Genomic DNA, 14292 nt, shown 5'->3' with positions numbered 1-14292 from the left:
CTTTTTTTTAGATTTGTAACCATGTATGCAATTACATACTTAAATTATACCACCCCCCCCCGATTTAGTCAACAAATTCAATAGTTTCATGCTTTTATTTTTTAGCTTTTTACGACTTATATTTAAGTAATTTTTACTTTTATATTAATTGCGATACTAAATATCTTTTTATGTTATTTTATTTTTGTTTTTATATTTATTTTTCACTCTTTTTTTGATATAATAATCTTAAGTTTAATTTTATCGGAGGTTATATGCGTTTTAATCAATTCAGCTATTTAGCGCTACCTAGAGATACAATTATCTTTGAATTAAAAAAGTATGGGTTTGATTTACCAGTCAATATTACAAATAAAAAAATGCTTGAAGCGTTTCTTATTCGTTTCTTTTTTAATTATAAAGATAGTGCCTATCCTCTATCCAGTTTGGCAGTTGATAAAGAAACTGACTTACTGACTTTTTTTCAGTCAAACAAAGAGTTGACTGCAGATATTTTCTACACTGTAGCCTTTCAACTTTTAGGCTTTTCTTATTTGGTTGACTTCGAAGATAGTGAAGTTTTCCGTAAAGAGACTGGATTTCCCATTGTATATGGTGACTTGATTGAAAATCTCTATCAGTTACTCAATACTCGCACCAAAAAGGGAAATACTCTTATCGACCAACTTGTCAGTGACGGTCTTATTCCGGAGGACAATGACTACCACTACTTTAACGGTAAAAGTTTGGCTACTTTTTCTAGCCATGATGTCATTCGAGAAGTGGTCTACGTTGAGTCTCGTGTCGATACTGACCAAAAGGGTTTATCTGACTTAGTCAAGGTTAGCATTATTCGTCCTCGTTATGACGGGCAAATCCCTGCTATCATGACAGCCAGTCCCTATCATCAAGGAACAAATGATAAAGCAAGCGATAAAGCTCTTTACAAGATGGAGGGCAATCTCGAGGTTAAGCCTGCTCACAAGATTGAGATAGAGGAACCTCAACTAAATCTCGTCCAACCTCATGACCAAGCTGAGCTTGTGTCAGAAGCTGAGGAAAAGCTAACGCACATCAATGCTAGCTATACTCTCAACGACTACTTCCTTCCACGAGGTTTTGCTAATCTATATGTTTCAGGTGTTGGGACCAAAGACTCCACAGGTTTCATGACTAATGGAGACTACCAGCAAGTCGAGGCTTATAAAAATGTCATCGATTGGCTCAATGGTCGTTGCCGCGCCTTTACCGACCACACGCGCCAGCGTCAAGTCAAGGCAGATTGGTCAAATGGAAAAGTAGCCACAACGGGACTTTCCTATTTAGGAACCATGTCCAATGGTCTATCGACTACAGGTGTCGATGGTTTAGAAGTTATCATTGCTGAAGCAGGTATTTCTTCATGGTACAACTACTACCGTGAAAACGGTCTGGTAACTAGCCCAGGTGGTTATCCAGGTGAGGACTTTGATTCCCTTGCTGAGTTAACCTATTCTCGTAATCTCTTAGCTGGCGACTATATCCGTGGCAATGAGGCTCACCAAGCTGACTTAGAAAAAGTAAAAGAACAATTAGACCGAAAATCTGGCGACTACAATCAGTTTTGGCATGACCGCAACTATCTGCTCAATGCTGACAAAGTAAAAGCAGAGGTTGTCTTTACCCACGGTTCTCAGGATTGGAATGTCAAACCGCTTCATGTTTACCAGATGTTCCATGCGCTTCCTACTCATATAAATAAGCATCTCTTTTTCCACAATGGCGCCCATGTGTACATGAACAATTGGCAGTCCATTGACTTCCGTGAATCCATGAACGCCTTATTGACTAAGAAATTACTGGGAGAAGATACAGATTTCCAACTTCCAACTGTTATCTGGCAGGATAATACCGCTCCTCAGACTTGGTTACCACTTGATACCTTCTGTGAGCAAGAGAAGTTTGAAACCTTCTCACTTGGTCAAGAAGAGCAAGTTATTCAAAACCAGTACTCAGATAAAGATTTTGAGCGTTATGGTAAGACATACCAGACCTTCAATACAGAACTTTATCAAGGGAAAGTCAATCAGATTACTATTGACCTTCCTGTAACTAAAGACATTCACTTGAACGGTCGAGCTCAACTCAATCTTCGTATCAAATCCAGTACAAACAAGGGTCTCTTATCAGCCCAACTACTGGAACATGGACAAAAGAAATACCTACAACCTTATCCAGCTGTTTTAAGTGCTAGAACCATTGACAACGGTCGCTACCACATGTTGGAAAATCTTAACGAATTGCCTTTTCGTGAAAATGCACATCGCGTCGTGACAAAAGGCTACCTCAATTTGCAAAATAGAAATGATTTACTGTTAGTAGAGGATATTAAGGCAGATGAATGGATGGATATCCAGTTTGAACTGCAACCAACTATTTACAAGTTAAAAGAAGGAGATACTCTTCGTTTAGTCCTCTATACTACTGACTTTGAAATCACCATCCGTGACAATACTGACTACCACCTGACTGTCGATCTTGAACAGTCTACACTTCTCTTACCTTGTCAAAAGGTATGATATCAGACTTTCAATATGGAAGATTTCCACTTAAACAGTTGAAACAAACATAAACTTGGTATCAAATGCAATCCCGATATAGGCTTATGATAGGTCTACACGGAAGCTTTGACAAAAGATACTAAAACCCTAACCAACATGTGTACTCATTAATAATACTCGCTACCACACCACATGTTGAAAAATCTTTGTGAATTAACATTAATCATAAATTCACAATAAGTCGTGACAAAAGGCTACCCTAATTGAATGATTTACTGTTAGTAGAGGACACCAATGTAGATAAACGGATAGATACCCAATTCATCTACACTCAACTAGTGACAAGTTAAAAGAGTGGGATTTTCTCCATTTAGTCCTATACTACTGACTTTGAAATCATCATACGTGACAATACCGCTTACCACCCGACTGACGATTTCGTTCCGTCCACGCTTTCTGTACCCAGTACAAGGAGTAACATTTTATGAATAAATCTGAACACCGACACCAACTCATACGAGCTCTTGTAACGAAAAACAAGATTCATACTCAAGCTGAGCTACAAGCTCTTCTTGCCGATAATGATATTCAAGTTACACAAGCTACACTTTCGAGAGATATTAAAAGTATGAACCTCTCAAAAGTACGTGAAGAAGACAACTCTTACTACGTGCTCAATACAGGCTCTATCTCAAAATGGGAGAAACGTCTCGAAATCTACATGGAAGATGCTCTTGTCTTGATGCGTCCCGTTCAACACCAAGTCCTCCTTAAAACCCTTCCTGGACTTGCGCAATCCTTTGGTTCTATCATTGATGCATTAAGTTTCTCTGACGCTATCGCTACTCTCTGTGGTGATGATGTCTGCCTTGTCATCTGCGAAGATGCAGAAGCTGCTCAAAGATGCTTTGAAGAACTGAAAAAATTCGCTCCACCATTTTTCTTTGAAGAATAAGAAAATTCCGTGTCTGATGTGGCACGGAATTTTGTTATATTCTTTACTGAGATGGATTTTCTTTTTTAGTTCGTGCTAATCTCAGGGCACGATTTGGATTGAGACGATTAAATAGTTCTTCCAATTTCTTTTCATTCCAAACATCTGCGGCAGAAACGAAATTACCATCCGCATCTCGGAAAGATATCGGTTTATCTCCCATATCAGTCTCCTAGTCTACAAATTCAAACTCAAATTTACCAATGCGGACCAAATCCCCATCTTTAGCACCACGCGCACGAAGGGCTTCATCAACCCCCATACCACGAAGCTGGCGAGCAAATTTCATGACTGATTCGTCACGATCAAAGTTGGTCATATTAAAGAGTTTCATGAGTTTTTCACCAGAAAGTACCCATGTTGCATCGTCATCACGACTAATTTCAAAGGCTTTTTCTTCCTCATCAAATCCATAGTAGGCTTCTTCTTCCATATCTGACTCGTCGTAGAGCAAGAATTCTGGTGTCTTGTCTAGCAATTCAGCTGTAGCATCCAAAAGCGTAGCCAAACCTTGCTTGGTCAATCCAGAAATTGGGAAAATAGCTGGTAACTCTTCAAATTCATCGTAGTTTTCAGCCAATTTTTTCTTGAATTCTACAAGATTTTCCTGACTCTCAGGCATATCCATCTTATTGGCTACGATAATCTGTGGACGCTCCATCAAACGGAGATTGTATGACTCTAGCTCTTTATTGATAGCAAGATAATCCTCATATGGATCACGCCCTTCACTAGCTGACATATCAATGATGTGAAGGATGACACGTGTACGCTCGATGTGACGGAGGAACTGAGTTCCCAGACCGACTCCCTGACTAGCTCCTTCAATCAAACCTGGTAGATCAGCTACTGCAAAGGATTCACCTGATTGGGTACGAACCATTCCTAGATTTGGCACAATTGTCGTAAAGTGGTAGGCACCAATTTTAGGCTTAGCTGAGGTGATAACACTTAAAAGTGTTGATTTCCCAACAGAGGGGAAGCCTACTAAACCAACATCTGCCAAGATTTTTAATTCCAATTGTAACTCACGTTCCTGACCTGGTTCTCCATTTTCAGAGATTTCCGGTGCAGGATTTTTTGGTGTTGCAAAGCGGATATTTCCACGTCCACCACGACCACCGTGGGCAACGATAAATTCTTGACCGTGTTCAATCAAATCTGTCAAGACCTTGCCTGTCTCAGCATCACGCACAGTCGTACCTTGTGGTACTCGAACTCTAAGGTCCTCAGCACCACGACCATGCATCCCTTTGGTCATTCCTTTCTCACCAGAATCAGCCTTGAAATGGCGATTATAGCGGAAATCCATGAGAGTACGTAGACCTTCGTCTACAACGAAGACTACATTACCTCCACGACCACCGTCACCACCCCAAGGACCGCCATTAGGGACATATTTTTCACGGCGAAAGGCAACCATACCATCGCCACCATTACCAGCCTTGACCTTGATCTTGGCTGTATCTAAAAACATACTCATTTTTTTCTTCTCACTTTAAAAAAGGGCTGGGAAATCCCAGTCACAAAATTTTCTTGAATCTATTTTATAGATTACTGAGGGCACCAATTGCAGTTGCAAAAATACCCAAAATACTTGCTACTAACATGATAAGTACGATAAGCAAGGTTAATTTCTCAAACATAGTTTTTTTACGTTTTCCATTATCTCCAAATGCCATTTTTCTCTCCTTCATTACATTCTATTTTCTATTATCTTAGCATGAATTCAGCTAGTTTTCAATAGTCAGTTGCTACAGGTGCGATGATCCATAAAATGATATAAGCTACAATCCCAGCTCCGTAACAGCAAGCAAGAACACCCCATATTACGCGAACGATAGTTGGATCCATATCAAGATAATGGGCCACTCCGGCACAAACACCCGCAATCTTTTTATCAAGACTACTTCTCATTAATTGTTTTTTCATGGCTGTTCCTCTTTCTATTCCTCATGGTCTTTCCAATAATCTCTTATGCTGATTAACTGCGTTTTTGAAGCCTTCAGCATGCGTCTAGAGCCTTTTACGGGCACAGCGACCACCTGTTGCGGTAGATACAAAACTGTCTTAAAGATTCGCTGACTAACCGTATCGTCTTTAGCCAAATCTTTCTGGAAGTTATTTGAAATAATGGCATCCAGATAAAACTCATGCACTCGTTTTCCAAAATTCTCAGCTGAAATCTCGTACAATTTCTCTGATAAGGTATGCTCATTCATATCTGGCGTTGCAATCAGGGCTTCTAAAATAGCTCCAGCCAAATCATGTTCTCCATAATACAAGGTTCCAAACATTTTATCACTGATAAGATTGTCCAGATAAGGATTTCCATGTGCAATGACAGGCGTTCCACTGGCCAAGCTTTCCAAGTAGGTCAAGCCTTGGGTTTCACTTGTCGATGCTGAAATGAAGAAATCCGCTGCCTTATAGTAAAGAGCCGTCTCACTAGGAGCAACCATCCCTGTAAAGATGACTGAGTCTTGAATCTCTAGTTTCTGGGCTTGCTCTTTAAGGTCATTCAGATAAGGGCCATCCCCGGCAACTACCAGTTTAACCTTGTCTTCCTCTTTCAGAACTTCTGCAAAAGCTGCTAATACTGCTTGAATATTTTTTTCATAAGAAATTCTGGAAAGACTCAGCAACATCTGTTCGTCCTCTTGAATCCCTAATTTACTACGCAGTTCTTTTAGATTTTCTTGCTTGATTTCTGGACGCTCAAACTTGGCTAATTCAATCCCAGTTGGAATGACCCTTTTTTCAACCTTGACCTTATAGTCAGATAGCAAGTCTCGGACAATCTCACTCGGGCAAATAACCCCATCCACATCATGCAGGAAACCTCTTACTAAGTACTTGACCATACTAGGACGAATCAACATCCCCTTAGCAATATAATGCACGTAGTCTTCGTATTGGGTGTGATAGGTATGGATGACTGGAATCTTCAATTCACGCGCAATCCAAATTCCCAACAAGCCAAGAGAAAATTCTGTCTGAGTATGGATAATATCCAGTTGATATTGTTTAGCAATTTCAAGCGCCTTGCTGAATCCTCGATAGGCAAAGCGGCGATCCTTAAAAGCAAAGAAAGGAACACTTGGAATACGGATGATTTGCCAATCTTCGTAGCGATTGACATCCTTATCTGTCGTAGTAAAGATAAAAACAGCATGCCCCTGCTTTTCAAGTTCTGTTTTCAAGGTTCGAATACTGGTCGCAACACCAGAAACCTGAGGAAAATAGGTATCTGTAAATAAACCAATTCGCATAGATTACCTCACTTTTTACTTTCTCCCTAAAGCGGCTTGTTTCTCATAAAAATCCAACCAGATTTGTAAGAGATGCTCTTCAGAATACTCTCTAGAAATATTCTTAGCTTTTTCTTTCAAATCTTTTAAAGCATCAGGATTCGCTTGATATTCCAGAATAGCTTCTTTCATCTCTTCTCTATCTGCTGTCGCCCGATAATTGCCCTCCAAAATTACCTTATAAAGATCTAAATCACGCAACATAATCGGAGCTTCACAACTGGCAGCTTCTAGGATAGTCATAGGAAAGAGTTCATTGTAACTAGGAAGCAAGAAAAGATCCGCTAGGGCATACAATTCGCGCATCCGCTCTGGCGATACAATACCTGGAAAAATCAAATTTTTAGGGGGATTTTCCATGATTTTCTTGTAGCGTTCATAACCATCTGTCATACCACCAAAAGAGAAACCACCTGCCCAGATAAAGGTAATTTGCGGCAATTCCTCAGCCAGACGGATAAAATCGTCAATCCCTTTGCGTTTCTGAACTTGACCAGCACCTACTACGATAAACTGATTGTCACTAAGACCTAGCTCTGTACGCAGTCTCGCTACCTCTTCCTGTGGAAGCGGATGCCATTTTTCCTTGTTGACAAAGTTAGGGATATAGGTCACTTTTTCACGTGGAATACCAGCTGCCACTAAATCCTCAATAAACATAGGATTGACCACCACCAAGTGCTCCATCCGGTTGTAAAAAGAAAATACATAGCGTTTCACAATTCCCTTTATGAAAAATGGAATTTTCAAACTCCCCTCGAGTGTATCAGGTAAGAAATGCACATAGCCAATTTTCCTTCCTGATCGTTTCTTCTGGAATGTTGATAAATAATAGGGGAGATCAATTGTATGAAAGTGAGTCACATCTGCCTCTATTGGAAGATTTTCTGTAACAATCAATTGGTCCTTGGCATCACGGTGAAGAAGACGAACTAATTCACGGTAAGCACCTGAAACTCCTTGTCCTGCTACTTTCTCACTTGAACTCAACATATTGATGCGTAATTTCTTTTTTTCCATAACTACTATTATATCATTTTCTTTGAATAAAATCAGCAAAAGAAAGGAGAGACTAGAGGAAAAGAGGGGGAAATTTCCTCGCTTTTCCAATAATCTCTCACATGTTTTTATTTGTTTACTTAATGCCTAGGGCAATACGTGCATAGCGACTCATTTTTTCAACAGTCCAGGCTGGATACCAAACTAATTTGACCTCAGTATCCGTTACTTCTGGAACCTCTGTCATAGCATCATAAATCTGGTCTGTCAAAAGGTCTGCTAGAGGACAACACATGGTTGTCAAAGTCATATCAATCTCTGTTTGTCCTGTGTCACCGTCAAAACGAATTTCATAGATCAAACCAAGATTGACAATATCGATTCCCAACTCAGGGTCAATAACTTCTTCCAAGGCTGATAAAATTCGTGTTTTGATGTTTTCAATTTGCTCTTCTGTATAAGCCATATTCATCCTCACTCTTAGTCTTCAATAAAATCACGAAGCGGTTTGCTGCGACTTGGTTGGCGTAGTTTTCTCAAAGCTTTAGCTTCAATCTGACGGATACGCTCGCGAGTCACGTTAAAGACTTTACCCACATCTTCAAGGGTACGCATTTTACCATCATCTAGCCCAAAACGCAGACGCAAAACATTTTCTTCACGGTCTGTAAGAGTATCCAAGACCTCATCCAACTGCTCACGCAAAACGATACGAGTTGTATAGTCCACTGGATTTTCAATCACTTCATCTTCGATAAAGTCCCCAAGGTGGCTATCATCCTCTTCACCGATTGGAGTTTCAAGGGATACCGGTTCTTGGGCAATCTTCAAGATTTCACGAACCTTGTCAGGGGTCATATCCATACGTTCAGCGATTTGTTCTGGTGTTGGATCTTGTCCCAATTCTTGAAGGAGGTTACGCTGTTCACGAACCAATTTATTGATGGTTTCAACCATGTGAACTGGGATACGGATGGTACGAGCTTGATCCGCAATAGCACGAGTGATAGCCTGACGAATCCACCAAGTTGCGTAAGTTGAAAACTTGAACCCTTTAGAATAATCAAACTTGTCAACCGCCTTCATCAAGCCCATGTTCCCTTCTTGAATCAAGTCAAGGAACTGCATACCACGGCCGACATAGCGTTTAGCAATAGAAACAACCAAACGAAGGTTGGCTTCCGCAAGACGTTGTTTGGCTTCGATATCACCAGCTTCAACAGCCAGTGCCAATTCTTTTTCCTCTTCATTGGTCAAGAGAGGAACGACTCCGATTTCTTTCAAGTACATACGAACAGGGTCATTGACCTTAGCCGAAGTTGAACCAATCAAGTCCTCGTCGCTGAGTTCTGGCTCTTCTTCAGTGCTCAGAACACGCGCACTCGGATTTCCTTCGTTATCTGTGATAGAAATCCCTGCATCCTGAATTCGCTGCAAGAGATCTTCAATCCCATCAGCATCCAAGGTAAAAGGAATCACCAGACTTGCATTAATTTCATCATCAGTTGCTGTCCCTTTTTGTTTATGATTACGGATAAATTCTGCTACTTGTACATCAAATGTTGTTACTTCTTTTTGTTTTGTTGCCATTATTACTCCATTCTTCTCTTTTGGGAAATTAAACGTTCCAATTCTTCTAGGGCTGTGTCGGTATCTCCTACATGGCTCGCCTCCTGCACCTTCTTTTTGATTCTCATATTGTCCTGATTCAAGAGAGCCTTGTTTCTAGTCATTTCTACTTCACTTAGTTCATGCGGTGACATCTCAGCAGGCAAATCATGAGCTAAGACTTGATACCAAGCTCTTTCAACTTCGTCTGTCTGTTCTGCTAGAACTTCTGGAGGAAGATTGCCATACTGGCCAAGCAAGTCATATAAGACCTGAAATTCAGGTGTGTCAAATGCAAAGTCTTCTCGCAAACGGTAATCGTTCAAAACAAGAGGGGATTCCACCATTCGATAAAGTAGATGAGCTTCTGCCCTCATAATAGCTGATAACTGCTTGGTGACAGGCATAGTGATTGGCGTCGGTTTGGAAATCCCTTCCATGCGATTTTGCCTTTGCGCCTGACGGCTTTCATTAACAATCTGCTCAATCTGAGCATAATCAAAGGATGCCAGACTGTCAGCTAAAATATGAATATAGCTGTTTTGAGCAGTGATAGACTTTTCTTGAACAATCAAGGGCGCTATTTTTTCAATAAATTCAATCTGAGCCTGCAGATTTTCACTATTTTCAGGCTTATACTGATGAATGTAAAACTCAATCGGACTAATACGAGTTTTTGTTAATAGATAGGCCAAGTCTTCTGGTCCATTTTTTTGTAGATATTCATCAGGATCCAAGTTATCAGGCATGCTTACGATTTGCACAGGCATATCACCAATTTCGTCCAGCGCTTTCAATGTCGCAGCTTGCCCAGCCTTATCGCCATCGTAAACAAGAACTAACTTCTTGGTTAACCTTTTCAGATGCTCAACATGCTCACGACTCAAGGCCGTTCCCATAGATGCCACAGCGTTTTCGATTCCAGCCCGATAGGCTGCGATGACATCCATGAACCCTTCCATGAGGTAAATCTCACTGGCTTTTCCAGAAGATTTTTTTGCCCTATCCATATGATATAATTCGTAACTTTTGTTAAAAATTGCAGTCGATCGGCTATTTTTATACTTAGAAGTTTGTGAATCCGTTTTCTGCCAGATACGACCTGAGAAGGCAATGACCTTTCCCTGGTCATTTGTCAGGGGAAACATAATCCGATTGTGAAAGGTGTCTACAAATTGATTGGCATCCGAGAGATAAAACAGTCCCGAATCCAAGAAATCCTCTTCACGATACTGATCAGACAAACGTTGATAGAGATAGTTTCGTTCTGGAGGTGCTAAACCAATCCGAAAATGCTTGAGCACTTCATCTGTCAAACCACGCTGATAAAGGTAGTTTCTGGCCTCTTCCCCCATGGTCGTTGTCATCAGAATAGCATGATAAAATTTGACAGCATCTTCGTGCATATCATAAAGAGCTTGGTGGGGTGAAGCTGGCTTCTGCTCACTATAAAGCGGTTTTTCTACCTCTATCCCAACACGCTGACCTAAGATTTGGACAGCCTCCATAAAGGGAACCCCTTGGTACTCCTCAATGAATTTAAAGACATCACCTGAGCGACCACAACCAAAACAGTGGTAAAACTGCTTGTCCTCTACAACGTTGAAAGAAGGTGTTTTTTCACCATGAAAAGGACAGAGCCCTAGATAGTTCCGTCCTGCCTTTTGTAAAGAAATCACATCTCCTATGACTTCCACAATGTTGGCATTGTTTTTGATTTCTTCAATGACTTGTTTGTCAACCATACACAATACCTCCATGTTATCATAGTTTACTTTATATAGTATACTTTATTTCAGAAAAAAAGTAAACCATTTCACTCATTTTCCCTACTTTATTCAAAGAGTTGATAATAATCAGAGATTTTCATTTTTGCTTTTTCTTCTTGTTTCAAATCTTGGATAATTCGTCCTTCTTTCATGACAATTAAGCGATTGCCATATTTGAGAGCATCTTCCATATGGTGGGTAATCATAAGCGCTGTCAGCTGGTCCTTCTTGACAAATTCATCCGTCAATTCCATCAAGGCCACACTGGTCTTTGGATCAAGGGCTGCAGTATGCTCATCTAACAAGAGTAATTCAGGACGCTTCAAGGTTGCCATCAAGAGACTCAAAGCCTGTCTTTGTCCACCTGATAAGAACTCAATCGGTGTATTCAAGTGTTTCTCAAGACCGTTTCCCACTTTTTCAATAGTTGCCTGAAACTCATCCTTATAGCTAGCCAGACGTCTCGGAAACAGTCCACGCTTTTCACCACGAAACTTGGCAATCAAAAGATTTTCAGCCACCGTCATACGGGGAGCTGTCCCCATCTTGGGATCTTGGAAGACTCGAGACAAATACTTAGCCCGCTTCTCTGGTGAAAACTTGGTAACATCTTCACCCAAAATACGGATGGTTCCACTGGTTAATGACAAGGTTCCTGCAATAGTGTTAAAGAGAGTTGATTTCCCAGCACCATTTCCACCTAAAATCGTGATGAAATCCTGTTCAAAAATTTCTAAGGAAACATCATTTAAAATAATCTTTTCTTCATCAAAGCCATTTTTAACGACTTTGGTTGCATTTTTTAATTCTACAATTGCTGTCATTTGCTTAATTTGGCTCCTTTCAAGATTGTTTGCTTAAATGTTGGAATCATGAGGCAGACTGCTAAAATCACGGCGCTGTACAAACGAAGGTAACTTGTATTAAATCCAAGCGCAATAACTGCCCACACTAAGAATTGATAGGCAATAGAACCCACAACGATGGCAACCAGACGCTCTGCCAAGCTCAAACTCTTGAAAATAACTTCTCCAATAATCAAACTTGCAAGACCTACAACGATAACCCCGATTCCTCGAGACACATCAGCATACCCTTCTTGCTGAGCAATGAGGGCACCTGCAAGGGCAATCACACCATTTGATAAGACCAAGCCCATGAGCTCCATGCGTCCAGTATGAATCCCGAAACTTCTAGCCATATCAGGATTGTCACCTGTAGCAATATAGGCTTGTCCTAGTTTGGTATCCAAGAAAAAGAGCATGAGAGCAATAACAAGACTGACAAAGATGAGACCTGTCAAGAGTTGGTTCAAATCTGAATCAAAAGGCAAAACATCCTGGATTTGCTTGGTTCCAAGCAATCCTAAATTTGCACGTCCCATAATCAAGAGCATGATAGAGTGACAGGAAGTCATCACCAAAATCCCTGAGAGCAAGGTTGGGATCTTCCCTTTTGTATAAAGAAGTCCTGCTGCCATTCCAGCCAAACAACCTGCTCCTACAGCAACAAGAGTCGCTAAAAATGGGTTCACTCCTTTGGTTATCAAAGTGACAGCAACAGCTCCCCCAAGAGGGAAGGAACCTTCTGTTGTCATATCTGGAAAGTTCAAAATCCTAAATGTCATAAAGATCCCCAGACCTAAAATAGCCCAGACAAATCCTTGAGAAATAATAGATAATATCATCTGTTTCTTAACCTTTTCTATATGATTTCTATTGTAAAAAATTGGAGGAGATGTCCCCAACTCCTCCATTACAGATTATTCAATCACTTGTCCCGCTTCTTTTAGAACAGAATCAGGAATCGTAATACCTAGCTCTTGTGCCAATTTTTTGTTGATAACTGACTTACCAGTTGAAAAGACATTAACTGGAGTATCGGCTGGTTTTGCACCTTTCAAGACTTGCGCAATCATTTTACCAGTTGCCACACCAAGGTCATGTTGGTCAACTACAACTGATGCCAAACCACCTGCTTCTACCATGGCAGTTGCGCTTGGATAGATTGGCTTTTTAGCTGATTGATTGCTTGATACAACTGTTGAAAATGCAGATGCAATGGTGTTATCGATTGGAATCCAGATAGCATCAACCTTGCTAGTCATAACGTTAACTGTTGAAGCAATTTCATTTGTTGAAGGAACAGCAAATGTTTCGACTGTCAAACCTGCTTTTTCAGCATAAGCCTTAAATTCTTCTACCTGAGTTTTGGAATTATCTTCACTACTTGAGTAAAGAGCTCCAATTGTTTTCACATTTGGTGTCAAAGCTTTGATGAGTTCAACTTGTTGTTGAGCGGGATTGTGGTCAGATACCCCTGTAATGTTGCCACCTGGTTTTTTCAAATCTTTGACCAAGTTAGCTCCGATTGGGTCTGTAATAGCAGCCATGATAACCGGTAGATCTTTTGTGGCACTAGCTAAACCTTGAGCAGCTGGTGTTGCAATACCAACCACAAGGTCATTCCCATTTGCAACCAATTGTTTACTCATTGTCGCAACCTTACTTTGGTCACCTTCTGAGTTCATAAAATCGATTTTAAGTTGATCATCTTTATAACCTTCTTCTGCAAGTCCATCTTGTATCCCTTTATAAATCAAATCAAGAGATGGATGGCTCACAAACTGAAGAACACCAACTTTGGCAACTTTCTTCTCATTCTTAGCTTCTGGTTTATTCATTGAAGAGTAAATCAAGCTTCCTGCTACTAAGACTGCTAATGCAGCGATAATCCCAATTAAACGTTTATTTTTCATTCTATTTCTCCTTTTATTCCTTTAAAATACTTCACTTATCTAATACTCTTCGAAAATCTCTTCAAACCACGTCAGCGTCGCCTTACCGTAGCTATGGTTACTGACTTCGTCAGTTCTATCCACAACCTCAAAGCAGTGCTTTGAGCAACCTGCGGCTAGCTTCCTAGTTTGCTTTTTGATTTTCATTGAGTATAAACAATTGACGCCATCGTTTTCTTTCCATACTAACCTCCATCAAAAAAGTCCTCACACAAAAAAACTTGTGTGAGGACGTCGATGCGCGGTACCACCTCAATTATAGGGAATTTCCCTATCGCTCTGTCTCGCAATAACG

At 40.5% G+C, this 14292-nt stretch carries 14 protein-coding genes and 1 other annotated feature (1 of these 15 cut by a window edge); of the genes, 2 read left to right on the top strand and 12 right to left on the bottom strand.

All coding sequences use genetic code 11. The annotated features are described in order from the left end of the window. Window positions 1-254 precede the first annotated feature (254 nt). Together QM818_RS00490 and QM818_RS00485 are read left to right on the top strand one after the other, a co-directional pair. The gene (locus QM818_RS00490; RefSeq protein ID WP_414299777.1) at window positions 255-2537 is read left to right on the top strand and encodes a Xaa-Pro dipeptidyl-peptidase; all 2283 of its coding nucleotides are present in this window, start codon (window positions 255-257) and stop codon (window positions 2535-2537) included. Window positions 2538-3003: 466 nt separating this feature from the next. Then, on the top strand, window positions 3004-3474 hold the full coding sequence (locus QM818_RS00485) for an arginine repressor (RefSeq protein ID WP_020902899.1): 471 nt from the start codon (window positions 3004-3006) through the stop codon (window positions 3472-3474). A 43-nt stretch (window positions 3475-3517) separates the two neighbouring features. Here the strand turns inward: QM818_RS00485 and QM818_RS00480 are convergent, their stop codons facing one another. The 12 genes from QM818_RS00480 to trpX all read right to left on the bottom strand — a co-directional run bounded on the left by QM818_RS00480 (window position 3518) and on the right by trpX (window position 13958). Beyond that, window positions 3518-3676 (bottom strand): hypothetical protein, encoded by a 159-nt coding sequence (locus QM818_RS00480; RefSeq protein WP_001808548.1) that lies wholly within the window; start codon window positions 3674-3676, stop codon window positions 3518-3520. A gap of 9 nt (window positions 3677-3685) precedes the next feature. After that, window positions 3686-4996, bottom strand: coding sequence for a GTPase ObgE (obgE, locus tag QM818_RS00475; protein WP_000061647.1), 1311 nt, complete (start codon window positions 4994-4996; stop codon window positions 3686-3688). A gap of 64 nt (window positions 4997-5060) precedes the next feature. Continuing rightward, complete coding sequence (locus tag QM818_RS00470) at window positions 5061-5195, bottom strand: DUF4044 domain-containing protein (RefSeq protein WP_000863852.1); 135 nt, start codon at window positions 5193-5195, stop codon at window positions 5061-5063. 58 nt (window positions 5196-5253) lie between these two features. Beyond that, a complete protein-coding gene (locus tag QM818_RS00465) occupies window positions 5254-5430 on the bottom strand; it encodes a PspC domain-containing protein (protein ID WP_125393714.1) in 177 nt (58 codons plus the stop codon). A gap of 29 nt (window positions 5431-5459) precedes the next feature. Further along, window positions 5460-6785, bottom strand: a complete 1326-nt coding sequence (locus QM818_RS00460; RefSeq protein WP_414299776.1) for a glycosyltransferase family 4 protein — start codon at window positions 6783-6785, stop codon at window positions 5460-5462. Window positions 6786-6800: 15 nt separating this feature from the next. Beyond that, complete coding sequence (cpoA, locus tag QM818_RS00455) at window positions 6801-7844, bottom strand: alpha-galactosylglucosyldiacylglycerol synthase (protein WP_049499364.1); 1044 nt, start codon at window positions 7842-7844, stop codon at window positions 6801-6803. A gap of 115 nt (window positions 7845-7959) precedes the next feature. Next, the gene (locus QM818_RS00450) at window positions 7960-8289 is read right to left on the bottom strand and encodes a metal-sulfur cluster assembly factor (protein WP_414299775.1); all 330 of its coding nucleotides are present in this window, start codon (window positions 8287-8289) and stop codon (window positions 7960-7962) included. Between the two features lie 14 nt (window positions 8290-8303). Further along, the gene (rpoD, locus tag QM818_RS00445) at window positions 8304-9413 is read right to left on the bottom strand and encodes an RNA polymerase sigma factor RpoD (RefSeq protein WP_000201903.1); all 1110 of its coding nucleotides are present in this window, start codon (window positions 9411-9413) and stop codon (window positions 8304-8306) included. Window positions 9414-9415: 2 nt separating this feature from the next. After that, window positions 9416-11176, bottom strand: a complete 1761-nt coding sequence (dnaG, locus tag QM818_RS00440) for a DNA primase (protein ID WP_084947655.1) — start codon at window positions 11174-11176, stop codon at window positions 9416-9418. Between the two features lie 89 nt (window positions 11177-11265). Then, complete coding sequence (locus tag QM818_RS00435; RefSeq protein ID WP_004254621.1) at window positions 11266-12024, bottom strand: ABC transporter ATP-binding protein; 759 nt, start codon at window positions 12022-12024, stop codon at window positions 11266-11268. Continuing rightward, window positions 12021-12887 (bottom strand): ABC transporter permease, encoded by an 867-nt coding sequence (locus QM818_RS00430; protein WP_031237057.1) that lies wholly within the window; start codon window positions 12885-12887, stop codon window positions 12021-12023. Before QM818_RS00430 ends, QM818_RS00435 begins: the two co-directional genes overlap by 4 nt. Window positions 12888-12962: 75 nt before the next feature. After that, window positions 12963-13958: a tryptophan ABC transporter substrate-binding protein gene (gene trpX / locus QM818_RS00425; protein WP_084947653.1), complete on the bottom strand. Its 996-nt coding sequence runs from the start codon at window positions 13956-13958 to the stop codon at window positions 12963-12965. Window positions 13959-14221: 263 nt separating this feature from the next. Then, window positions 14222-14292 (bottom strand) — a binding site (T-box leader); it runs 148 nt beyond the window's last position.

The organism is Streptococcus mitis, assembly GCF_047464035.1.
Classification (GTDB): Bacteria; Bacillota; Bacilli; order Lactobacillales; family Streptococcaceae; genus Streptococcus; species Streptococcus mitis_DX.
Note: the sequence above shows the minus strand (reverse complement) of the source record. Positions and strands in the feature narration are given on the sequence as shown.

Bases quoted from the DNA above. Each gene is read 5' to 3' on its own strand.
- trpX (WP_084947653.1), bottom strand. From the start codon at position 13,958: ATGAAAAATAAACGTTTAATTGGGATTATCGCTGCATTAGCAGTCTTA.
- QM818_RS00480 (WP_001808548.1), bottom strand. From the start codon at position 3,676: ATGGGAGATAAACCGATATCTTTCCGAGATGCGGATGGTAATTTCGTT.
- QM818_RS00460 (WP_414299776.1), bottom strand. From the start codon at position 6,785: ATGCGAATTGGTTTATTTACAGATACCTATTTTCCTCAGGTTTCTGGT.
- rpoD (WP_000201903.1), bottom strand. From the start codon at position 9,413: ATGGCAACAAAACAAAAAGAAGTAACAACATTTGATGTACAAGTAGCA.
- QM818_RS00435 (WP_004254621.1), bottom strand. From the start codon at position 12,024: ATGACAGCAATTGTAGAATTAAAAAATGCAACCAAAGTCGTTAAAAAT.
- QM818_RS00430 (WP_031237057.1), bottom strand. From the start codon at position 12,887: ATGATATTATCTATTATTTCTCAAGGATTTGTCTGGGCTATTTTAGGT.
- QM818_RS00485 (WP_020902899.1), top strand. From the start codon at position 3,004: ATGAATAAATCTGAACACCGACACCAACTCATACGAGCTCTTGTAACG.
- obgE (WP_000061647.1), bottom strand. From the start codon at position 4,996: ATGAGTATGTTTTTAGATACAGCCAAGATCAAGGTCAAGGCTGGTAAT.
- QM818_RS00450 (WP_414299775.1), bottom strand. From the start codon at position 8,289: ATGGCTTATACAGAAGAGCAAATTGAAAACATCAAAACACGAATTTTA.
- QM818_RS00470 (WP_000863852.1), bottom strand. From the start codon at position 5,195: ATGGCATTTGGAGATAATGGAAAACGTAAAAAAACTATGTTTGAGAAA.
- cpoA (WP_049499364.1), bottom strand. From the start codon at position 7,844: ATGGAAAAAAAGAAATTACGCATCAATATGTTGAGTTCAAGTGAGAAA.
- QM818_RS00490 (WP_414299777.1), top strand. From the start codon at position 255: ATGCGTTTTAATCAATTCAGCTATTTAGCGCTACCTAGAGATACAATT.
- QM818_RS00465 (WP_125393714.1), bottom strand. From the start codon at position 5,430: ATGAGAAGTAGTCTTGATAAAAAGATTGCGGGTGTTTGTGCCGGAGTG.
- dnaG (WP_084947655.1), bottom strand. From the start codon at position 11,176: ATGGTTGACAAACAAGTCATTGAAGAAATCAAAAACAATGCCAACATT.